A 21614-nucleotide genomic window follows, 5' to 3' on the forward strand; every position below is an offset into this window, starting at 1 on the left:
GTGCCGGCCCCCGCGCTGCGCTCCACGCTGGACGCGTTTTTCGACGCGTACTACCGCCGCCGCCCGGTCAACGCGACCTTCATCGGCGTGCACGGGGGGGACGGCCGGCTGCCGGATCACTCCGAGGAGGGGCTCGCCGCGTCGCAGGCCGAGATGGAGGACCTCCGGCGCCGCTTCCGCGGTCTTCCGAAGGAGTCCGCCTCACCCGTCGAGGCGCTCGACCGGGACCTTGCCGAGGGCTTTCTCGAGATCGAGCTGTGGGAGCGCCGGGCGCCGCACGGTCCGCGCGGCAACCCGTGCGTGTGGACCGGCGAGGCGGTCTTCGGCGTCATCGCGCTGCTGCTGCGGCCGTTCGCGCCGCTCGAGGAGCGGGTGGACGCCGCGGTCGCACGCCTGGCCGCGATTCCGGCGTTCCTCGAGCAGGGCCGGGTGCAGGTGCGGTCGGCGCCGGCGGCGTGGATCGAGCGCGCGGCTCGTGAGTGCACCGCGGCCGCGGCGCTGTTTGGGCGCGGCATCGAGACGTTCATCGCCGACGAAGACGTCACGGCGCACGGCGTCGATCCGGGCCGCCTCCGGGCCGCGGCGGCCGGAGCGGGCGCGGCGTTCGCGCGGTTTCGCGATCACCTGATGACCGAAATCCGGCCCGGGGGCGAAGCGGCGTACGCCTGCGGGGAGGCGGCGCTCGAGCTCCTGATGCGGTGCGGCCACGGCGTAACGCTCCGGGCCTCCGAGGTGCGCCGGCTCGCCGAAGCGCGCGCGGAGGCGGCCGAGGCGGCGCTCCGCGAACGGGCGGCCGAGGCTGGGTTCGCCGACTGGCGGGCCGCGCTGGCGAGCCTCGGGGCGCACCACCCGACGGCGGCGCGGTATTACGCAAGATACCAGGAAGTGTGGGACGCCGCCCGCCGCGCGGTCGAGGAGCACCGTCTCGTGACCTGGCCGGATTATCCGATTCGGTTCGTGCCGCGTCCGCGTTGGACGCGCGAGGCCGCGCCGTCGCTGTATTTTCTCGCGTACCGGGCGCCCGCGGCGTTCGACCGCGTGCCGGTCGTCGACTATCTCGTGGCCCCGGTCGAGCCGGAGATGCCGGTGGACGAGCAGGCGCGACTCCTCCGGGCCGCCAACGACGCGGCGATCGCGCTCAACCACGTGATCCATCACGCCGGGCTCGGTCACCACGTGCAGAACTGGTGGGCCTACCGGGCGCCCTCGCGGATCGGCCGGATCGCCGCAGTGGACTGCGCCTCGAGGATCGCCATGTTCTGCGGCGGCACGATGGCCGAGGGATGGGCCTGCTACGCGGTCGACCTCATGGAAGAGATCGGCTTTCTCTCGCCGCTGCAGCGGGTCGCGCAGGCGCACACACGCCTGCGCATCGCGTTGCGCGCCGCCGCCGACGTCGCCCTCCACACCGGCGCGTGGACGCTCGAGCAGGCGGCGGACGCCTATGCTTCCCGCGGCGGGATGGACGCGGGAGCGGCGCGCGGGGAAGCCCTCAAGAACTCGCTACACCCCGGGACGGCCATGATGTACCTGCTCGGCGTGGACCGCATCCACGCTCTCCGGCGGGAAGAGGCCGCGAGGGCGGGCCGCGCCTTCGACCTCCGCGCGTTCCACGATCGGCTGCTCGCCTGCGGGTCGATCCCGGTGGCCCGCGCGGCGGACCTGCTCGCCGCGGGATCATAGCGCGGGGGCCGCGGTAGAGGAGCGAACCCGGGCGCCGTGAAAGAGAGCCGGACCGTGCCGCCCGGGCGGCCGGCCGAGGTGCGGAATCGCTTCCAACTAGGGGAGGTCGGCATGGCGCGGATGGTTCGGTTTGGACGGCGGCGGCTGCTCGCGGGAGCGGGAACACTGGCGGGGGCGGCGGCGCTCGGCGCGTACGACCCGCTGGTTCGGAGCCTGGGGATCACCACGGCGGAGGCCGCGGCGGCGGGCGGTACGCTCACTGTCGGCGGTCTGGACCTGGACGACACGCTGGACCCGCAGGTCACCAACTTCGACTCGGTGATCAGAATCACGTTGAACGTCTGCGAGCCCCTGATCTGGGAACCGACGCCGGGCCGCTTCGTGCCGGCGCTCGCGGAGTCGTGGTCGATCTCGCCCGACGCGAAAGTCTACACGTTCAAGCTGCGCCGCGGCGTGAAGTTCCACGACGGGACGCCGTTCAACGGGGACGCGGTGAAGTTTACGATGGATCGGGTCGTCGCGCCCGAGACGAAGGCCGGCCAGTCGCACGACCAGTTGGGGCCGTACGATCACACCGAGGTGGTCGACGAGTCCACCGTCCGGATCGTGATGAAGGAAGGCTACGCGCCGCTGCTCACCAACCTCAACGGGTACCTCGGCATCGTGTCGCCCACCGCGGTCAAGAAGATGGGGCTCGCCGACTTCGCGCGGCATCCCGTCGGCACCGGACCGTTCATGTTCAAGGAGTGGGTGGCGAAGGACCACGTGACGCTCGTGCGCAACCCGGACTACGCGTGGCCGTCGTCCCTCTTCAAGCACAAGGGGCAGGCGTACCTCGACGAGCTCGTGTTCAAGATCATCCCCGACGCTTCCGTTCGCACGGGGACGCTGAAGAGCGGCGAGACGCAGTATGTCAACGACGCGGATCCGCTGGAGATCGGCGCGCTGCGCGCCGACAAGCGCTTCGCCGTGATCGAGCGGCCGCAGCCGGGGTCCGGCTGGGTGCTGCTGCTCAACGTGACCGGGTCGCCGCAGATCCGCGACATCGCCGTGCGGCGCGCGTTCGAGTGGGGCGTCGACCGCGAGGGCATCAACAAGACCGTGTTCAACGGCCTGATGAAGGTGGCCTGGAGCCCGCTCATGCGTCCGACGCTCGGCTACGACGCGTCGGCGGAGAAGATGTACCGGTACGATCCCGCGCAGGCCAAAAAGGTACTCGAGGAGGCGGGATGGCGGGCCGGCGCGGACGGCATCCGCGAGAAAGGCGGCCAGAAGCTCAGCGTCAACTTCCTCATCATCGGCCGGACGCGCGACAAGGCGATGGCCGAGGCGGTCCAGGCCAGCATGCGCGACGTCGGCGTCGACGTGCAGGTCAACGCGCTGGAGCGCGCCGCCTTCCGCGCCCAGGTCAGCCAGAACAAGTACGACATCAATTTCATGTGGTTTTCGTACGGCGATCCGGACGTGATGAGAACGCTGTTCCACTCGTCGAACGTGAACGCGTTCAACCGCGCGCGCTACCAGGTCCCGGAGGTGGACCGGATGCTCGAGGCGGCCGCGGCCACGATCGACCGGGCCAAGCGCATCGACCTGTACAGGCAGCTTCAACAGCGCGTGCTGCGCGACGCGGTGTGCGTGCCGCTGGTCGACACCATCACCTACAACGCCAAGCGCGCCGAGGTCGGCGGCGATTCGATCGACGCGCTGGCCTCGTACGTCTGGATGTACGACGTGCAGGTGCGGCGCTAGGGGCCGGATTCTCGGACCCCATACCCCGTACCCGGCCCGCGCGGTCTTGACGGCGGCCGCATGTTAAGGTACATGGCGCAGCGGACGCTGCAGGCCGTGCCGGTGCTCGTGGGGATCACCGTCGTCACGTTCCTGATGCTGCACCTGGTCCCCGGCGACCCGGTGCTGCTGTTCGCGGGCGACAAGCCGATGACCGAGACCCAGGCGGCGGAGATTCGCCACGAGCTCGGGCTGGACCGGCCGCTGCTCACTCAGTACGAGGACTACGCGGGCCATCTGCTGCGGGGCGATCTGGGCCGGGCACTGCGAAGCCAGCGCCCGGTGCTCGACAGCATTCTCGAGGTGCTGCCGGCCACGGTGCAGCTGACGCTCGCGGCGCTCGCGCTCGCGGTGGCCCTGGGGCTGACCCTCGGCGTGGTGGCGGCGTTGGCCCACCGGACCTGGCTCGACACCGCGGCGATGGCCGTGGCGATTCTCGGCGTTTCGATGCCGGTCTTCTACTCGAGCCTGCTGCTGTTGATGCTCTTCTCGTTCACGCTCGGCTGGTTCCCGGCGACGGGCGAGGGCGGCCTGGACCACCTCGTCCTGCCGGCAACCGCGCTCGGGCTCATCTCCTCGGCCGTACTCGCGCGCCTGGTCCGCTCCGGTATGCTCGGTGTGCTGCGGCAGGACTACATCGTGACCGCGAGCGCGAAAGGGTTGTCCAGGGCGCTGGTCGTCTGGCGGCACGCGTTGCGCAACGCCTTGATCCCCGTGATCACGATGCTGGGTCTGCAGCTCGGCGCACTCCTCGGCGGCGCGGTGGTGACCGAGACGATCTTCTCGCGGCCCGGATTGGGCCGCCTCGCGGTCGACGCGATCCTGAGCCGCGACTTCCCGCTCGTGCAGGGCACCGTGCTCGTCGCCGCGTTCGTGTACGTGGCCGTCAATCTCGTGGTCGACATCGCCTATGCCGCCGTCGATCCCCGCATCCGCTACGGATAGCGGGCGCCCGGCGCCGGGGGCGCGGCCGTCAGCGGCGTCGCCGTTACGCGGTGCCGCCGCCGGACCGGGGGCGCGCACGGCGACGCCCGCGCGCATCGTCGTGCGCCGCCTGCTGCGTCATCCGAGCGTGCTGGCCGGCGGGACGCTGTTCCTGATCGTGGTCCTCTGCGCCGTGCTCGCACCGTGGCTGAGCCCGTACGCGCCCTTCAAGGCCAACCTGCGGGCCCCGCTGGATCCGCCGGGCGCCGCGCATCTCATGGGCACGGACCGGTTCGGTCGGGACGTCTTCTCGCGGGTGCTCTGGGGCGGACGGCTTTCGCTGACCGTCGGCGTCGTCTCGGTCGGCATCGCGGCGGCCTGCGGCGTGACGCTCGGCCTCGTGGCCGGCTATACCGGCCGCCGGACCGAGGCCGTGATCATGCGCACGATGGACCTGCTGCAGGCGTTTCCCGGCATTCTCCTCGCCCTCGCCGTGATCGCGACCCTCGGCAGCAGCCTGCCCAACCTGATGATCGCGGTCGGGATTTCGGCGATCCCCGACTACGTGCGCATCGCGCGCGGGGCGGTGTTGAGCGTGAAGGAGCGGGAGTTCGTGCTGGCGGCGCGCGTCGTCGGGTGCCGCGACCGTGCGATCGTGCTGCGCCACATTCTCCCGAACGTGACGGCGCCGCTCGTGGTGATCGCGACGCTCGGGATCGCCGGCGCCATCATCACCGGCTCCGCCCTGAGCTTTCTCGGGCTCGGCGTGCGGCCGCCGACCCCGGAGTGGGGCAACATGCTCGCGGAGGGCCGCGAGTTTCTCGCGCGCGCGTGGTGGGTGGCCTTTTTCCCCGGCCTCGCGATCATGGCGGCCGTGTTCGCCGTGAATCTCCTCGGCGACGGCCTGCGCGACGTGCTGGATCCGAGGTTTCGCAGCTAGGGCGTTCCGGGTAACGTAAGAGATTGATTCGGCGGAGGGGGGCCGCGGGCGCCCCTCCGTCCGTTTCTCATCACCTGATAGGAGGTAGTGATCGTATGCGACAGATGCGCAACACCATCGCCGGCGCGGCGCTGTTGCTGGCCGTCGTGCTGGCGGCCGGCGTGGTCACGGCCGGCGCGCAGACCCCGGCGCCGTACGTGCGGGTCTTCGTCGACGGCCGGCCGGTGGCGTTCGACGTGCCGCCGCAGATCGCGGACGGCCGCGTGCTGGTCCCGCTGCGGGGCGTGTTTGAGCGCCTCGGCGCGACCGTGGGCTGGGACGACCGGAGCCAGACCGTGCTCGCGCAGCGCGGCGCGACCGGCGTCTCGCTGCAGATCGGCAACACCCAGGCGATGATCAACGGGCGGCCCGCCGTCATGGACGTGCCCGCGATGCTCGTGGGCGGCCGGACGATGGTGCCGCTGCGGTTTGTCAGCCAGACGCTCGGCGCGAATGTGACCTGGGACGCCAACGCCTCCACCGTCGCGATCGCCGGCGACGGCGCGGCGGTCCCGCCGTCGCAGGCGTACGGGCCGGGTGGGCTTCCGCCCTCGCAGAGCTACGGTCCCGGCGCGACGCACGTGATCGGCACGATCATCGCGGTGCGGCTGCCGGTTGATCCCCGTTCGCCGGGTCTGATCGTGGTGAGCCACGATGGGACCGTGTCGCGGTACGCCGTTACGTCCTCGACCATCATCACGCGCATCGATCGGAACGGCGCGGGCGGCTCGGCGGCCATCGGCGCGCTTCGGGCGGGGGATCGGGTCGATATCGTCGTGAGCCAGAGCAACGTCGCGCGGCGGATTCGCGCCACCTCGGCGTACTAGGCTCGCGGCGCACCGTGACGACGAGGCCGGGGCTCTGCCCCGGCCTCGTCGTACACCGCGCACGTTCATGTTAGAATCCGCGCAGGGGGCGATCATGCGCGAGGGTCTGGTTCCCGGCACCACCGCCGAAGTGCAGCTCACCGTGACCGACGCGATGGCGGTGCACTTCGACGAGCTCGGCGCGGTCCACCCCGTGTACGCGACCTGGATGATGGTCAAACACATGGAGGAGGCCGGCCGCAAGATCCTCCTGCCGTTTCTCGAGCCGGGCGAAGACGCGGTCGGCTACGCGATCGACGTCGTGCACGTCGCACCGACCGCGGTGGGCGAGCGCGTGCGCGCGCGGGCCGTGCTCGAGCGCGTGGACGGCCGGCGCATCCACTGCCGTGTCGAAGCCCACAACGGCCGCGAGAAAATCGGGGAAGGCCGGACGGTCCAGGTGGTGGTTTCGCGAGACCGTCTGTACGCGCGATTCCGGGAGATCGGGGCCCGCTGACCGCGGCCCTCGGGACGCAAGAGCGGAGGGAAGCGGATGTCGACCAACCCGGTCCACGCCTATATCGACGCGCACCGCGGGGACGAGCTCGAGACGCTGGTGCGGTTGATACGCCAACCCAGCATCAGCGCACAGAACGTCGGCGTCCGCGAGTGCGCGCAGCTGCTCGCCGGCATCCTGTCCGAGTACCGCATTCCGGCGCGCATCATCGAGACGCCGACGCAGCCGGTCGTCTTCGGCGATCTCGTCCGCGACCCGAAGGCCTTCACGCTGATCTGCTACGGGCACTACGACGTGCAGCCGCCGGAGCCGCTCGATCTGTGGCAGTCGCCGCCGTTCGAGCCGGCCGTCCGCGACGGCCGGATCTACGGACGCGGCGTGGGCGACAATAAGGGTCAGTTGATCGCCCACGTACTCGCGGCGCGCGCGTGGCTCGAGACCGCCGGGCGGCTGCCGGTCAACCTCAAGTTCGTGTTCGAGGGAGAGGAAGAATCGGGCTCCCCAAGCCTCGGCGTGTTCGCCGCGCAGCACAAAGAGATGCTCGCCGCGGATCTGGTGTACATCTCGGACGGCGGCCTGCACCCGTCGGGCCGGCCGGTGATCTCGCTCGGCAACCGCGGCATGCTCGGACTGCGCCTCGTCGCGCAGGGGGCCGACCGCGACAACCACTCCGGCAACAAGGGCGGCGTCGCGCCGAACCCCGTGTGGATGCTGGTGCACCTTCTCGCGACGATGGTCGATCCGAAGGGACGCGTCCTGATCGACGGCTTCTACGACGACGTGCGGCCGGTGGGCCCCGTCGAGGAACGGATCCTCGCGTCGCTCGACTTCGATCCCAAGATGTTCGGCGAGACGATGGGCATGCCGCCGCTGCAGATCGACGGCCCGGCCTACTGGCGGCGCATCATGCTCGAGCCGTACTTCAACATTCAGGGATTCGCGAGCGGGTACGTGGGGCCGGGCGGGAAGACGATCATTCCGGCCCGCGCGGAATGCCGGATCGACGTCCGCCTCGTCGTAGATCAGCGGATCCGCGACATCTTCGAGAAGGTGAAGCGGCACGCCGCGAAGGTGGACCCCCGCGTCGCGGTCGAGATCCGCGAGTCAACGACGATGGAGGCGACGCGTACCCCGCCGGACCACCCGGCCGTCGCGGTGATCGCCGGCGCGATCAAAGCCTACCGCGGCGTCGACCCGGTGCTCAACCTCGCGAGCGGGGGCAGCCTGCCGAACGCGGTCTGGCCCGACGTGCTGGGCATCGCCCACATCGACGTGCCGTACGCCAACGCCGACGAGAACAACCACAGCCCCAACGAGAACCTCAGCCTCGAGCGTTTCTACGACGGCATCCATGTGAGCGCGGAAGTGTTTCAGGCGCTCGCCGATGCGCGCGCGCGCGGGGATTTCGGCCGCGCCTGACGCGCCGCGGGGTTGCGCGCCCCACGTTCACGTCGGACACGAGGGCCGCTGTCCCGATTCCCGACTTCAGGCGTACCCCGGTGGAATGCGCCGGTGCCAGTCCGTCACGTCCTGGTAGGCTGCGCCGAGCGCAATCAGCGTTGACTCGTCGAACGGCCGCCCGACGAGTTGGATGGCGATGGGCAGTCCCGTTGTGCTGAAGCCGCACGGCACGCCGAGGCCCGGCAGCCCCGCCAGGTTGCCGGCCGCCGTGATCGCGGCGTTGCCGGCCACCACGGTGATGCCGCCCGGCCCGCGGCGCTTCGCGCCGACGGGCCGCCATTCCGCGTCGATCGGCTCGTCGATCCGGTGCGCCGCCCGCGGCCGCGCGGGCGCGAGGATGACGTCGACGCGCCGGAAGAGGTCCGCGAACGCGTTTTGCAGCAGTCCGCGGATGCGCATCGCCTGAAGGTAGTCGACCGCGCTGATCTTCGTGCCGGCCACCAATCCGATCGCCTGGCGCTTGTCGGCCAGAAGGCGCATCCGGCCGCTGGTGATCAGGTCCTGAAACGACGCCGAGCCCTCGGCGCGGATGATTGTCCGCGCCACCGAGTCGATCGGGAGCGCCGGCAGCACGGCGCGCGACAGGCGCACGCCGAGAGTCTTGACGGCATCGAGCGCTTGGCGCAGCGCCGCGCGGATCGTCGGGTCGGCGTTGTCGAAATCTTCGACGGCGTACCCGACGCGAAGCGAGCGGAGCGGCCGGCGCGCCCGCGCCATCCGGAACGACCGGCCGGCGGAGCCGGGGTCGCGTGGGTCCGGGCCCGCCATCGCCTCGAGGACGATGCCGCAATCTTCCGCCGTGCGGCACATCGGCCCCAGCTTATCCATCGTCCAGGACAGCGCCATGGCGCCCCACCGGCTGACGAGCCCGTACGTCGGGCGGAGGCCGGTGACGCCGCAGTTCGACGACGGCGAAAGGATCGAGCCCGACGTCTCGGAGCCGATGCCGTACGGTACCAATCCGGCCGCGACGGCCGCGCCGGTGCCGCTCGACGAGCCGCCGGACCAGTGTTCCAGGCTCCACGGCGTGCGGGTCGCGCCTTGAAGCGAGGCGGCCGGCCAGCGGTAGCCGCCGCCGCCCGCGAGTTCGATCATCGCGAGCTTCGCGGTCAGCACGGCCCCCGCGGCGTTCAGGCGCTCGATCACCGCGCCGTCGAACGGCAGCACCCGCCGGGCCCACGGCGGCGCCCCGTAGGTCGTCGGCCCACCGCGGGCCGCGAGCAGGTCCTTCGCGCCGTACGGGATGCCGGTCAGCGCGGCCCCGCGGCCGCGCGCCAGCGCTTTGTCGGCCGCCCGCGCCTCCCGCAGCGCGCGCTCGCGCAGGATCGTCGCGGTGGCGTTGAGCGACCGCCCGAGGGACTCCAGGCGGGCGAGCGCGAGCCGGGTCAACTCGACCGACGAGAACGTCCTGCGCCGCAGCCCGTCGCGCAGTTCGCCGATCGTCGCGAACAGAAGATTGTCCATCGGGACCTCGCTGGCGCTATGCCGTGAAGATCGGCGGTGCGAACGCCTAAGGTTTAAAGACGAAGGATGGCTCGACGGCCATCGGCATCTTCACCGCGCGGAGCGCCGCCGACGACCTGGCTTGGAACTTCAGCACCTCGGCGAGGGAGCCGGAGGGCCGCCGGGGCGCACCGTCCCGCGGCCGCCTGGAGGGGGCGCGGGATCTCGCGGCCGCGGCGCGGCTCCGCCGCGCGCGCCGCCGTGATGCGGGAGCCGGCCGGCGTCGTCTCATGCGGCTTTGATACCACACCGCGCGCCGGCGCTCCTTGGCATCCGGTTCCCGGCGAAGCCGCCTCGGCGCGGTCAACGGAGGGCCGTCGCGAGAGCGGAGAGAAGTGGTCGCCCGCGCACTCTTCGGAGGTGTCCGCGATGCCGCGGTCCCGCCCCACGCTCACGCCGGACGAAGCGCGGTCGCTGCACTACGAGGCGCTGGTGATCGACAGCCAGCAGCCGCCCGCCACGACCGGGTTTCTGTTTACCGAGCGCATGCGGGCCGCGCTCGAGGAGCTGCGGGCCCGCCGGGTTTCGCGCGACGAGGCGCACCCGCTCCTCGTCGACCTCGCCCAGCGGGAGCTGCTGACCTCGTCGTCCGCGCGCGAGCAGTTCCTCGATGTGTGGCACGCCTCCGGCGTGACGGTGGCGTGCGGCACCTACTCGGGTACCCACAAGCTGAGCGAGTCGTACGAGATGGCCGGCCGGCGTGTCGCCCAGGCGCACGCCGTCGTCGACGCGCTCGACGGCGAACTGATCCTCTGCCGGACGGCCGCCGACATCGCGCGCGCGCACGCGACGCGCAAGCATGGGCTCGTGCTGGACTTTCAGAACACGACCCCGTACGCCGACTCGCTCGACCGGATCAACCACTTTCACAACCTCGGCGTGCGTATGGTCCAGCTGACCTACAACCTGCGCAACCTCGTCGGCGACGGCTGCACGGAGACGAATCAGGGCGGGCTCTCCTACTTTGGGCGCGAGCTCGTGCGGCGGCTCAACGACCTCCGCACGCTCGTCGACGTCAGCCACTGCAGCGAGCAGGTGGGATGGGACGCGCTCAAGGTCTCGGCCGCGCCGGTCATCGTCTCGCATTCCAGCAGCAAGGCGGTCTGCTACCACGACCGGGGCAAGACCGATGAACTCGCCCGGGCCGTCGCCGACCGCGGCGGGTACTTCGGGGTTGTCGTGATCCCGGGGTTCATCTCCGACAAGAAGGAGCCGACGCTCGACGACTTCGCCGCGCACGTCGAGCATCTCGTCGACGTCTGCGGCATCGACCACGTGGGGATCGGCACCGACAAGGCCGGCCCCGGGCCGGGCACGGAGTCGATGATTCCGTATCCGCCCGACATGGCGAAGCGCCGTCCGAACGCCTTCAGCTGGGACGGCTTCCGCACCGAGGAGCACCGCCTCACAGTGGACTATCATCTCAACGGGTTCGAGGACTTCCGGGATTGGCCGAACCTCACGGTCTGCCTCGCGCAGCGGGGATTCACGGAGGCCGAGCTACGGAAGCTCCTGGGCCTCAACTACCTGCGGGTTTTCCGCGACGTGGTCGGATGACGCCGCGGGAGACGCCCGGCGTCGAGCGCGCGGGCGCGCCGGGCCGCGCGGGTGCGGTCCCGGGCTGGGTGGCCTGCGAGGCCGACGAGGCGGGCGACGTCATCGTCGCCGCGATGGCCGCCGGCGGCATCGAGTACCTGTTCTTCAACTCCGGCTCCGACGTGATGTTCTACCAGGAGGCGGTGGCCAAGGCCGAAGCACGGCGGCGTCCGGCGCCCCGCCTCATCACGGTGCCGCACGAGGCCGTGGCGCTGAACGCCGCGATCGGGTACGCCATGGTCACCGGCCGGCCCGCGGCGACCGCGGTCCACACCGACGCCGGCGTCCTCAACTACGGCGTCGCGCTCCACGCGGCCTCGAGCGGAGAGCACCCCGTGCTCATCACGGCGGGCGGCGCGCCGCGCGCCTACCCCGGAACCGCCCGAGGGGCCCGGGACCGTCCGGTCTACTGGGTGCAGGAGCGGCGCGACCAGCGCGAGATCGTGCGGCCGTACGTGAAGTGGGACTACCGGCTCGAATTACAGGATAACCCCGGCATGGTGGTGAGCCGGGCGATTCAGGTGGCCCGGACCGCGCCCAAAGGTCCGGTGTTTCTCTCCATCCCGCGCGAGACCGGCATGGCGCCTCTGTCCGGCGGAATGTTCCCGTCCGTCGACCATCTCGGCGTGCCGTATCCGCCGGCGCCGGATCCGCGCGCGATCGAGGCGCTGGCGAATCTGCTGCTTCGCGCGGAGCGGCCGCTGATCGTCGTCGGGCGCAGCGGGAAGGACCCCGCGGCCGTGCCCGCGCTGGTGCGGGTGGCGGAGATGGCCGGCCTGTGGGTGACCGACGCCGGATGGCGCGACCGCCTGAATTTCCCGCCGGACCATCCGTTGTTCGAGACCGGACCGGCGCTCGCCGAGGCCGACGCGCTGCTGCTGCTCGACCGGCGCATGCCGGCGTGGGTGCCGGGCGACGCGGGCGCACCCCGGCCGGAGTGCGCAATCGCGTGGCTCTCGCTCGATCCAATTACGCTCGAGGTGCCGCTGTGGGAGTTTCCGGGGTCGCCGCGGATCACCGCCGATCCCTTGGCCGGTCTGGAGGCGCTCGCGCGGGCGCTGGAGGACCGGTTGACGCCGGCGCACCGCGAGCGGGCGCGAGAGCGGCTGGCGGCCGGCGCGGCGCGGCAGCGCGTCCTCGCCGAAGCGCGGGCGCGCCGCGCGGAGTCGGTGCGGACCGCCGTGCCCGTCGATCCGCGGTGGGTCGCCTCGGAGCTGGCCGCGGTGCTCGACGGGGACGCGGCGCTGCTCGAAGAGACGGTCAGCGGCGCCGCGTCGCTGCGCGAATATGTCCGCCGCAGACATCCGGGATCGTGGTTCAATCACGGCGGTAGCGCCGGCGGATGGGCGTCCGGGGCGGCCGTCGGAGTCAAGCTCGCCGATCCGTCGCGCGACGTGGTGCTCGTCTCGGGCGACGGCTTCTACATGTACGGATCGGCGCCCGCCGCGCTGTGGACCGCGGCGCACGCGGGAGCGCCGTACCTCGCGGTGGTCATGGTCAACGGCCGCTACACGACCGGCCACGCGCGCCTGCGCGACTACTATCCGGACAGCTACGCGGCCGCGGCCGGATATCCCGGCGGCGTGTTCGAGCCGGTGCCGGACTTCGCGGCGGAGGCGCGCGCCGGCGGCGCGCACGGCGAGGCCGTAGCGGATCCCGGCGACGTCGGACCGGCGCTGCGCCGGGGATTGGCGGCGACCCGCGACGGCCGGGCCGCCGTCGTCACCGTGCGCGTGGCGTGAGGCGGGACACGGGGCCGGATCTCCACGCGGCGCGCCGCGACCGCCGCCGGCTGAAGGAGCGTGAGGGCATGCAGGTGCGCGGTCGGAGCGTGCGGCGCCTGGCGGAGCTGATCGCCCGGCCCGGCCACACTCCGTCCACGGCGGCCCGGGCCGCGGTCTCGGTGTCGAAGCGGCGGCGCCGACCCAAGCGCCGCGGACGTCGTTGAAGGCGGCGGCGCGGCGCCGGTGAAGCCGCTGCTCGACGGCCGGGTCGCGTTTGTCACCGGCGCGGGGTCCGGGATCGGCCGCGCGATCGCCACGCGATTCGCCGAGGAGGGTGCGGACGTCGCCGCGGTCGACCTCAACGAGGCCGCGGCGGCGGAGACCGCGGATCTCGTGCGGGCGCTCGGCCGCCGGGCGGAGGCTATTCGCGCCGACGTCGCCGAGTCGGCCCAGGTCGAGGCGGCCGCGCAGCGGGCCGCCGCCTTCGGCCGGGTCGACATCCTGGTCAACAACGCCGGGATCACCCGCGACGCGACGATCCGGAACATGACGGACGAAGCCTGGGATCTCGTGATCGGCGTGCATCTCAAGGGCACGTTTCTGTGCACCCGCGCCGTGCTCGCGAGGATGCGCGCGACCGGGCGCGGGGGCGCCGTCGTGAACATGTCGTCCATCTCCGGCAAGATCGGCAACTTCGGTCAGGCCAACTACGCGTCGGCGAAGGCCGGCATCGCCGCCCTGACCAAGGTGACGGCGCGGGAGTACGCGCGGTACGGCATCCGGGCCAACGCGATCCAGCCGGGGCTGATCGATACCCCGATGACCCGGGCGATGGGCGAGGAGATGCTGAAGGCGCGCGTCGCCGACACCCCGCTCGGCCGGATCGGCCGGCCGGACGAAATCGCGAACGTCGCGCTGTTCCTGGCCAGCGATCTGGCGAGCTACGTCACCGGCGCCGTGATCGAGGTGACCGGGGGCCGCTACATCTGACCGCGCCGCGCCCGGAGCCGGGCCGCCGCGTCCGCTACGTGATGATTCTCGGGAACATCCGCGCGGCGATCGTGACCAGCACGGCCGACGCCGCGGTCAGCACCGCGACGTCCACGCCGATCCCGTACGCGCTCGCGCCGGCGCGTACCATCAGCGCGCGCAGGGCGTCCACCTCGTAGGTCAGGGGATTGATCAGGGAGACCACGCGCAGCCACCCCGGCATGAGGCTGATCGGATAGATCGCGTTGCTGGCGAAAAACAGCGGCATCGTCAGGAGCTGGCCCATGCCCATCACGCGCTCGCGCGTTTTCACGATGCAGGCGATGATCAGCGAGAGCGTTGCGAACAGCGACGCGCCCAGCACGATCACGACGAGCACGCCCAGGACGTGCAGCGGCTCGAGATTCAGCCGGATGCCCAGGATCATCGCCAGAACGTAGACGATCGCCGCCTGGGAGAGGGCGCGGGCGCTCGCCGAGAGCGCCTTGCCCGTCACGAGCGCCGCCCGCGACGCCGGAGTGACCAGCAGCTTGTGCAGCACGCCGACATCGCGCTCCCAGATCGCGGCCACCCCGTAGAAGATCGCGATGAACAACGCGCTCTGCGCCAGCACCCCGGGCGCCATGAAGTCCAGGTAGCGCAGGCCGCCGGTCGGCATCCCGCGCACGCGCGCCATGACCTGGCCGAAGACAAGCAGCCACAGGGTCGGCTGCGCCGCGCGGCTCAGCAGTTCGACCGGATCGCGCCGCAGCTTGAGCAGTTCGGCCCACGCGACGGTGATCGCGTTGCCGGCGAACGCCGTGAGCGCGCTCGGCTCAGGATAGCCGGCGGGCCGTACGGCGGGTGCGTAGGACCTCACGATAACTGCCTCCTGCCACGATTTGACTGCCGGTGAACTCCGCGAAGACGTCGTCGAGCGTCGCCGCCGCGCCGACCTCCGCCTTCAGTTCGGCCGGCGTGCCGACGGCGGCGATCTTGCCGAGGTGCATCACCGCGACGCGGTCGCAGTGCGCGTCGGCTTCGGCCATGTCGTGCGTCGTGATGAAGATCGTCATGCCGTACCGGCGTCGCAGATCCTCGATGTCCTCCCAGATCGCACGGTGGGCGACCGGGTCGAGCCCGACCGTCGGCTCGTCCATGAACAGCACCGACGGGTGGTGGAGGAGGCTCTGCGCGATCTCCAGCCGGCGGATCATGCCGCCCGAGTACCGGCGGACCAGGGTGCGCGCCGCATCCCGCAGGCCGACCACGTCGAGCGCCTCGGTGATCCGCGCGTCCTGCTCCGCGCGCGGGATGTTGTGGAGGCGCGCCGACACCCACAGGTTCTCATACGCGCTGAGCGAGCCGTCGGCCGACACCACCTGCGGCACGTAGCCGATGCGCCGGCGCACACGGGAGGGCTCGCGGACCACGTCCGCCCCGGCGACCCACGCGCCGCCCGCCGTGGGCGGCAGCAGCGTGGTCAGGATCTTGATCATCGTGCTCTTGCCCGCGCCGTTCGGCCCGATCAGCCCGTAGATCTCGCCCGCGTGGACGTCGATCGACACGCCGTCGACCGCGGTCACGTCGGTGTAGCGCTTCGTCAGGCCGTCCGTCCGGACGACCGCGGCGTCGCCGGTCATCTCAGCTCTCCCGTCTTCGCCTGCGCCGGCTGGAGCCGCCCGCGGAGCGCGTCGAGGCCCCTCCGCGCGGCGAGCAGCGCCGGCATCGGCGCGCCGGCGATCGCCTGGGCGATCTCGCGCCGGACGGCGGCGCGCGCCGCGGCCAGCAGCGCCTTGCCGCGCGCCGTAAGGGCGAGGCGCACCTGCCGGCGGTTCGCGGCATCGGTCGCGCGCGTGACCCAGCCGCGGCGCACCAGCCGGTCCACGAGCGAGGACGACGTCGCGGGGGTGATGCCGAGGTGCTCGGCCAGCGCGCGCAGCGCGCACCCGTCGTGGATCTCGATGTACACCAGCGAGCGGTACTGCGGCATCGTCAGGTCGGGGATCTGCCGCCGCATGCGCGCGCGGACGCGCCGCACCACGAGCGGCGCCACGTCGACCAGCCGGGCCGCGCACTCGATCGCGAGCCCACGGCGGCGGTCCGCGGCGCGGCCTGGGCGTTCGGTAAGCGGGGCGGTCATCAACCGTGAGTATAACATATTGTTCGTATGGCGAACAGTTTGCGGCACGGCTGCGGGGGTCCGTCCACCGCCGGCCCGGGGCGGACTGCGCCCGGGGCCGCGACGCTACGGCGCGTCCGGAAGATCGGTCGGGTGTGCCGTGACGGTGTGGGTCTCGGTGCCTCGGATATAGTGGATCGCGATCGGGTCGCCGGGCGTGTGGTGCCCGAGCGCCAGCAGCAGATCGTCGAGCGTCTTGATCGGACGGTCGCCGGCGCGGACGATTACGTCGCCCGGCCGGAGGCCGGCGCGGTCGGCCGCCGTCTCGGGATGCACCTCGGTAACCCGCACGGCCGTCGGCGCCTCGAGATGGTAGTGGACGGTGACGCGGCGGTCCACCGTGATCGTCTGCGCGCCGAGCCCGAGGTAGGCCCGCCGCACGCGGCCCTCGCGCATCAACTGCGAGGCGACCCAGACCGCGGTGTTCACCGGAATCGCGAAGCACAGGCCCTGGGAGCCCGCGATGACGGCGGTGTTGATGCCGATCACGGCGCCGCGCGCATCGACGAGCGGGCCGCCGGAGTTGCCGGGGTTGAGCGGCGCGTCCGTCTGAATGACGTTGTCGATGAGCCGGCCGTTCTCGGCCCGCAGGGTCCGCCCGAGGGCGCTGATCACGCCCGCGGTGACGGTCGCCTGGAACCCGAGCGGGTTGCCGAGCGCTACGACGAGCTGTCCGACCCGCAGGCGCGCGGAGTCCCCGAGCTCCGCCGCCGGCAGGCTCCCTTCCGGGACGCGCAGGACGGCGAGGTCGGCGTGAGGATCGGTGCCGACGGCCTGCGCCGGGAGCGTCTTCCCGTCGGAGAAGCCCGCCTGGATCCGCTCCGCGCCGCGGACGACGTGGCTGTTGGTTAGGATGAAGCCATCCGGGGCGATCACGACGCCGCTGCCGGCGCCGCGCATCGCCGGCACGCCGCGCCGCCGCAGGCGCTCGGGCGCCTCGCGCGTAGTGGCGAGGCTCACGACGGCCGGGCCGACGCGCTCGACGACGGCAATGACGGTGCGCGAGTAGGCGTCCAGCGCCTCGGATTCAGTCGCGGCCGCGATCTCGGGGGCGGCGGTCGGACCGGGCACAGGGCCGCTTTGGATCGTTACAGGTTGTGCGGTTCGAAGGAGATCGAGAGACATCTAAGTCCACCTCTGCGGGGGAAAACGGCGGACCGTTCGCCTCGATTCCACGCGGCCGGGAAGGAGGGCCGCGCCGAGAGGGAGCCGGTCAGCCGGCCTGCGGGCCGATCGCGGCCTGGACGGCGTCGAGCACGGCGCCGGATTGGACGAGCGCCAGCCCCAGCGTCAGGTCGGCCCCGACCGGCCGGTCGTCGGTCAGCCGGCCGACGCGGTCGCGGACCGCGCGGTAGGCGGCGGCGGTGCCGCGGCCGAGGCGGCCCCGTCCGAAGTCGACCGCTTGACAGGCGACCACCAACTCGATACCGGTGACCTGCTGGGCATGCTCCAGCACCCGCCGCGCCTTCCGCGCCGCGGCGGCGCCCATGCTGACGTGGTCCTCCTGGTTGCCCGACGAGGGGATCGAGTCGACGCTCGCCGGGTGGCTGAGCACTTTGTTTTCCGAGACGAGCGCGGCCGCCGTATACTGCGCCAGCATGTAGCCCGACTGCAGGCCGCCGCGCGGCGCGAGAAACGCCGGCAGGCCGGACAGGTGCGGGTTGACGAGCCGCTCGATCCGGCGCTCGCTGATGCCCGCGAGCACCGCGAGCGCGCACGTCACGTAGTCGAGCGGCAGCGCCAGCGGCTGGCCGTGGAAGTTGCCCCCGGAAACGACGTCGCCGGTGTCCGGAAAGAGGAGCGGGTTGTCGGTCGCGCTGTTGATCTCGACCGTGAGGACGTCCCGGAGATGGGCGAGCGCCTGGCGGGCCGCTCCGTGGACCTGCGGCATGCAGCGAAGCGAATAGGCGTCCTGCACCCGCGCGTACTCTGCGTGTGCGACGCGCTCGCTTTCCGCGACGAGCCGGCGAAGGTGGGCGGCGCTCGCACCCTGCCCCGGGTGCGGCCGGGCGGCGTGAAGCGCGGGCGCGAACGCCCGGTCGGTACCGCCGAGCGCTTCCAACGAGAGCGCCCCCGCGACGTCCGCGAGGGCCGCCAGGCGCTCGCCGTCCAGCACCAGCTGCGCGCCGAGCGCGCTCATCAGCTGCGTCCCGTTGATGAGCGCCATGCCCTCCTTGGCCTCGAGCGTAATCGGCGCGAGCCCGCGCCGCCGAAGGGCCGCACGGCCCGACAGCCGCGCGCCGTCGACGACGGCCTCGCCCTCACCGGTGAGGACGAGTGCCAGGTGCGCGAGCGGGGCGAGGTCGCCGCTGGCGCCGAGCGAGCCCTGTTCGGGGATGATCGGATGGATCCGCGCGTTGAGCAGGGCCAGCAGCATGTCGATGAGCTGCGCGCGGACGCCGGAGTGCCCGGCCGCGAGCGCGTTGGCGCGAAGCAGCAGCATCGCGCGCACGACCGGCTCCGGTAGCGCGGCGCCGACGCCGGCGGCGTGCGACCGGATGATGTTCTGCTGCAGCGTTCGCAGCCCGTCGGGCGGAATGATCGTCGTGCAGAGGTCGCCGACGCCGGTGGAAATCCCGTAGACGACGGCCCGATCCCGGAGGATGTCCTGCACCATCGTCCTGGCGCGCTCGACGCGCTCGCGCGCCGCGGCGCTCAGCGCGACGCGGGCGCCCTGCGCCGCGGCCTCCACGTCGCTCAGCCGGAGCGTGCGGCCGTCGATCTCGAGCGTACGGGCGCCGGCGTCGATGTGCGGTGTCCTACAGCACGTCGTCTCTCGGATTGGGCTTACCTTCGGCAAAGCGCGCCGGCCGCAGCGGACCGACGTCGAGGGACGTGGCCCGGCCGTCGAGGATGATCTCGCTCAGCAGCTGGCCGAGCGCCGGCGAGTGCATCACGCCGTGGCCGGACGAGCCGTTGATGAGGTACATGCCGTCGAGGCCCGGCGCCGGGCCGAGCAGCGCGTGGCGGTCCGGCGACATCTCGTAGAGGCCGGACCAGCACCGCGGCCGGTCGATCTGTGCGTCGCGAAGGATCGGGAAATACTCATGCACGAGCGGCAGCAGCTCGTCGAGCCACCGCGGGTCGAACGTCGTGTCAAACGGCTTCGCGAGGTCGTCCGGCGTGGGGTCGGTGGGCCACAGCAGCAGCACCCGCCCGTCCCGCACCCTGAAGTGTACGCCGTCCCAATGGCAGATCGTCATCGGCGTGTCGTCGGACAGCTTGGGAAACGGGAGCGTGACGCCGGTGTGGCGTTTCAGCGGCCGCACCGGCACGTCGACGCCGGCCTGCGCCGCGAAGACGCCGGCCCACGGCCCGGCGGCGTTGACGACGCAGCGCGTCGAGATCTCGCGGTCGCCGGCGCGCACGCCCGCGACCCGCCGCCGTCCGCCTTCTTCGCGGACGATGCACTCGACCCAGCCGGCCTCGTACTCCACGCGGACGCCGTTCCGCTGCGCGGCCTCGAGGTAGCCGCGGGTGATCTCGAGGGGGCGGATGAAACCGTCGCTCCGGCCGAACGTCCCGCCGACGACCCCGTCGATCTCCGCCCACGGCGCGATCCGCCGGATCTCTTCGGGCGTCACCTCCCGCGCGTCGTCGACGCCGGCCTCCCGCTGCGTTCGCAGCACCGACCGCAGCCCCCGCAGTTGCGATTCGTCCCGCACCATGAATAGGTACCCGCGGGGGCGGTAGTCCGGGTCGACGCCGGTCTCTTGCCGAAAGCGCAGCAGCTTCTCGCGGGCCAGCGCGGACAGCCGCACGTGCATCGGGCTCCCGAACTGCAGCCGGAAACCGCCGGTCGCCCGCGAGGTGCTGCCGCCGCCCGGCCGGCCGTAGCGCTCGAGGATGAGCACGTTGCGGCAGCCACGCGCGGCGAGGTGATGGGCGACGCTCGCGCCCATGACCCCGGCGCCGACGATGACGACGTCCGCGGTGTCCGTTGCCGGAACGCCTTACCGCAACGGATTCTTGCCGAGCAGGCCGCGGAGCGACATGATCTTGCCGGTATGGTAGCCGCGGTGAAAGCTGGCGTAGAGCAGCATCTCGCCGACGGTCTTGTAGGCTGACCCCGGCGCGTCGATCGGCCCCTCGTAGTTGGCGCCCGCGGCACGGTCCATCAGCGCTTTGTGTGTTTCGTCGAACACCGTCCGGACGTCGGAGAGCGGAGGGTAATCCTGCTCGCCGCCGCTACCCTGCTTGAAGAGCTCCGTGTACCGCGCGGGCACCGGGGACTCGCCGCCCGCGCGCCGCACGTAAATGCCGTCGACCAGGGCGAGGTGGCCGACCTGCCAGACGATCGGCGTGAGCTTTCCGGCCATCACGCGCCGCGCCTCCGCGTCCGAGACGCCGTCGATCGCCTCGCGCACCCGGCCATGTGACAGATCGAGCATCTTCGTGACGTAGCCCTTGGCGTCCATGATCCCGTCCTTTGCGCCACGCGGGCGGCGGCGGTGCGGCGCATCGCGGCGCGCCCCGCGGGCCCGGCGGCGAAGATTTGGCAGTGAAGAGTTCGGCGCGGGCCAAGAGGCGGCCCTTCCCCCGGGACGGATGCAGGCGGCGGGAATCCGCCGCCGCGCACCCCGTCGCTGCGCGTCCCGTGCCGCGACGGTGCGACCGCGCAGGAGCCGCCTCGAGATACCGCCGAACACCGGCTCGTGCTTCGGTCCGGGCGCGGCGGCATCGTGATGCTGGCGCTGGCGTGCGCCCTCGCGGGAACCCGCGCTTTCGCGCAGCCCGCCGCGCCCGCGGATGACGCGACCTTCGTGGTGCTCACCGTGGCGGCCGACGGCAGCGCCGTCACCCTCGGGACCGCGTTCTTCGTGGACGCGGACGGCACGGCGCTCACGAACAGCCATGTCGTGTACTCGGCACGGCAGAAGCCCGACCGGTACCGTCTCCTGGCCGTCGTCGGGCGGGAGTTCTACAGCGCGACCCTTGTGTGTGCCAGCACGCTCCCCTACGACCCGGCCACGGATCGGGTGGTGCCGAGCCGGGACGTCGCGGAGATCAAAATGACCCCGTCGCGCTTCCGGTTCGGCGAGTATCTGCTCGGTGAGGTCCAGCGCACCGCGCATCTCACCGCGCTGCCGCGCTTCCCCGCTCTACGGCTCGGTGAGAATCCGGCTCCGGGCACGCCGGTGCGCATCGTCGGCTACGGCCTAATCGGCTTCCCGCCGATCCCAGGCACGCGGTGGACGGCGACCGGCAGGGTGGACGAAATTGGCGGCGTGCCGGACGGGACCCCGGCGTTCCGCGTCGAGTCGACGAACCGGCCGCGCGAAGGCAACAGCGGGTCTCCGGTGCTCGACGCCTCCGGCCGCGTCGTCGGTATGTGGACGTGGAATGAGGAGGACAACCTCGCGTACGGGGTGGCGATCGCAAGTTCGGCGCTCCGGCGGCCGTGCGCCGCCGCGCACGACGCGCGGCCGGTCCGAGCGGACCGGCCGCGATGAGCCCGCGCTGAGTTTCCGAGGCCGCGGGC

At 72.0% G+C, this 21614-nt stretch carries 18 protein-coding genes and 1 pseudogene; 11 read left to right on the top strand and 8 right to left on the bottom strand.

The genetic code is table 11. The annotated features are described in order from the left end of the window. From VFL28_06235 to VFL28_06265, 7 genes are all read left to right on the top strand, one after another. The gene (locus VFL28_06235) at positions 1 to 1683 is read left to right on the top strand and encodes a DUF885 family protein (protein ID HET7264250.1); all 1683 of its coding nucleotides are present in this window, start codon (positions 1 to 3) and stop codon (positions 1681 to 1683) included. Positions 1684 to 1794: 111 nt separating this feature from the next. Further along, entirely contained in the window at positions 1795 to 3432 is a 1638-nt protein-coding gene (locus tag VFL28_06240; protein ID HET7264251.1) for an ABC transporter substrate-binding protein, read from the top strand. A 60-nt stretch (positions 3433 to 3492) separates the two neighbouring features. Next, the gene (locus VFL28_06245; protein HET7264252.1) at positions 3493 to 4416 is read left to right on the top strand and encodes an ABC transporter permease; all 924 of its coding nucleotides are present in this window, start codon (positions 3493 to 3495) and stop codon (positions 4414 to 4416) included. A gap of 94 nt (positions 4417 to 4510) precedes the next feature. After that, positions 4511 to 5335, top strand: a complete 825-nt coding sequence (locus tag VFL28_06250) for an ABC transporter permease (GenBank protein ID HET7264253.1) — start codon at positions 4511 to 4513, stop codon at positions 5333 to 5335. Between the two features lie 95 nt (positions 5336 to 5430). Next, positions 5431 to 6201: a copper amine oxidase N-terminal domain-containing protein gene (locus VFL28_06255; protein ID HET7264254.1), complete on the top strand. Its 771-nt coding sequence runs from the start codon at positions 5431 to 5433 to the stop codon at positions 6199 to 6201. 94 nt (positions 6202 to 6295) lie between these two features. Continuing rightward, positions 6296 to 6697 carry a thioesterase family protein gene (locus VFL28_06260; protein ID HET7264255.1) on the top strand — a complete coding sequence of 134 codons (402 nt, stop codon included), beginning with the start codon at positions 6296 to 6298 and terminating at the stop codon, positions 6695 to 6697. Between the two features lie 36 nt (positions 6698 to 6733). Then, the gene (locus VFL28_06265) at positions 6734 to 8116 is read left to right on the top strand and encodes a M20/M25/M40 family metallo-hydrolase (protein ID HET7264256.1); all 1383 of its coding nucleotides are present in this window, start codon (positions 6734 to 6736) and stop codon (positions 8114 to 8116) included. 66 nt (positions 8117 to 8182) lie between these two features. Here the strand turns inward: VFL28_06265 and VFL28_06270 are convergent, their stop codons facing one another. Continuing rightward, positions 8183 to 9622: an amidase gene (locus VFL28_06270; protein ID HET7264257.1), complete on the bottom strand. Its 1440-nt coding sequence runs from the start codon at positions 9620 to 9622 to the stop codon at positions 8183 to 8185. A 408-nt stretch (positions 9623 to 10030) separates the two neighbouring features. On the opposite strand from VFL28_06270, the gene VFL28_06275 reads away from it, so the two are divergent. The 3 genes from VFL28_06275 (at position 10031) to fabG (ending at position 13971) form a co-directional block, all read left to right on the top strand. Next, complete coding sequence (locus VFL28_06275; protein ID HET7264258.1) at positions 10031 to 11218, top strand: membrane dipeptidase; 1188 nt, start codon at positions 10031 to 10033, stop codon at positions 11216 to 11218. Beyond that, a complete protein-coding gene (locus tag VFL28_06280) occupies positions 11215 to 12999 on the top strand; it encodes a thiamine pyrophosphate-requiring protein (GenBank protein ID HET7264259.1) in 1785 nt (594 codons plus the stop codon). Before VFL28_06275 ends, VFL28_06280 begins: the two co-directional genes overlap by 4 nt. Positions 13000 to 13224: 225 nt before the next feature. Then, positions 13225 to 13971, top strand: a complete 747-nt coding sequence (gene fabG / locus VFL28_06285; protein ID HET7264260.1) for a 3-oxoacyl-ACP reductase FabG — start codon at positions 13225 to 13227, stop codon at positions 13969 to 13971. A 34-nt stretch (positions 13972 to 14005) separates the two neighbouring features. Here the strand turns inward: fabG and VFL28_06290 are convergent, their stop codons facing one another. From VFL28_06290 to VFL28_06320, 7 genes and pseudogenes are all read right to left on the bottom strand, one after another. Further along, positions 14006 to 14830 (bottom strand): ABC transporter permease, encoded by an 825-nt coding sequence (locus tag VFL28_06290; protein HET7264261.1) that lies wholly within the window; start codon positions 14828 to 14830, stop codon positions 14006 to 14008. Continuing rightward, entirely contained in the window at positions 14787 to 15593 is an 807-nt protein-coding gene (locus tag VFL28_06295; protein HET7264262.1) for an ATP-binding cassette domain-containing protein, read from the bottom strand. The genes VFL28_06290 and VFL28_06295 overlap by 44 nt, the downstream gene beginning before the upstream one ends. Next, positions 15590 to 16093, bottom strand: coding sequence for a MarR family transcriptional regulator (locus tag VFL28_06300; protein ID HET7264263.1), 504 nt, complete (start codon positions 16091 to 16093; stop codon positions 15590 to 15592). The genes VFL28_06295 and VFL28_06300 overlap by 4 nt, the downstream gene beginning before the upstream one ends. Positions 16094 to 16198: 105 nt before the next feature. Next, positions 16199 to 17203, bottom strand: coding sequence for a trypsin-like peptidase domain-containing protein (locus tag VFL28_06305; protein ID HET7264264.1), 1005 nt, complete (start codon positions 17201 to 17203; stop codon positions 16199 to 16201). 142 nt (positions 17204 to 17345) lie between these two features. Beyond that, positions 17346 to 18932 carry a histidine ammonia-lyase gene (gene hutH / locus VFL28_06310; protein ID HET7264265.1) on the bottom strand — a complete coding sequence of 529 codons (1587 nt, stop codon included), beginning with the start codon at positions 18930 to 18932 and terminating at the stop codon, positions 17346 to 17348. Next, positions 18892 to 20058: pseudogene (locus tag VFL28_06315) on the bottom strand (FAD-dependent oxidoreductase). Before VFL28_06315 ends, hutH begins: the two are co-directional and overlap by 41 nt. Before the next feature lie 27 nt (positions 20059 to 20085). After that, complete coding sequence (locus VFL28_06320; protein ID HET7264266.1) at positions 20086 to 20550, bottom strand: DinB family protein; 465 nt, start codon at positions 20548 to 20550, stop codon at positions 20086 to 20088. A 237-nt stretch (positions 20551 to 20787) separates the two neighbouring features. Here VFL28_06320 and VFL28_06325 point away from each other — a divergent pair, with 237 nt between their 5' ends. Beyond that, positions 20788 to 21585: a serine protease gene (locus tag VFL28_06325; GenBank protein ID HET7264267.1), complete on the top strand. Its 798-nt coding sequence runs from the start codon at positions 20788 to 20790 to the stop codon at positions 21583 to 21585. Positions 21586 to 21614: the final 29 nt, after the last annotated feature.

The sequence above is a fragment of the bacterium genome (assembly GCA_035691305.1).
GTDB lineage: Bacteria > Sysuimicrobiota > Sysuimicrobiia > Sysuimicrobiales > Segetimicrobiaceae > DASSJF01.

Bases quoted from the DNA above. Each gene is read 5' to 3' on its own strand.
- VFL28_06280 (HET7264259.1), top strand. From the start codon at position 11,215: ATGACGCCGCGGGAGACGCCCGGCGTCGAGCGCGCGGGCGCGCCGGGC.
- VFL28_06300 (HET7264263.1), bottom strand. From the start codon at position 16,093: ATGACCGCCCCGCTTACCGAACGCCCAGGCCGCGCCGCGGACCGCCGC.
- VFL28_06260 (HET7264255.1), top strand. From the start codon at position 6,296: ATGCGCGAGGGTCTGGTTCCCGGCACCACCGCCGAAGTGCAGCTCACC.
- VFL28_06255 (HET7264254.1), top strand. From the start codon at position 5,431: ATGCGACAGATGCGCAACACCATCGCCGGCGCGGCGCTGTTGCTGGCC.
- VFL28_06240 (HET7264251.1), top strand. From the start codon at position 1,795: ATGGCGCGGATGGTTCGGTTTGGACGGCGGCGGCTGCTCGCGGGAGCG.
- VFL28_06295 (HET7264262.1), bottom strand. From the start codon at position 15,593: ATGACCGGCGACGCCGCGGTCGTCCGGACGGACGGCCTGACGAAGCGC.
- VFL28_06265 (HET7264256.1), top strand. From the start codon at position 6,734: ATGTCGACCAACCCGGTCCACGCCTATATCGACGCGCACCGCGGGGAC.
- VFL28_06320 (HET7264266.1), bottom strand. From the start codon at position 20,550: ATGGACGCCAAGGGCTACGTCACGAAGATGCTCGATCTGTCACATGGC.
- VFL28_06245 (HET7264252.1), top strand. From the start codon at position 3,493: ATGTTAAGGTACATGGCGCAGCGGACGCTGCAGGCCGTGCCGGTGCTC.
- VFL28_06270 (HET7264257.1), bottom strand. From the start codon at position 9,622: ATGGACAATCTTCTGTTCGCGACGATCGGCGAACTGCGCGACGGGCTG.
- VFL28_06275 (HET7264258.1), top strand. From the start codon at position 10,031: ATGCCGCGGTCCCGCCCCACGCTCACGCCGGACGAAGCGCGGTCGCTG.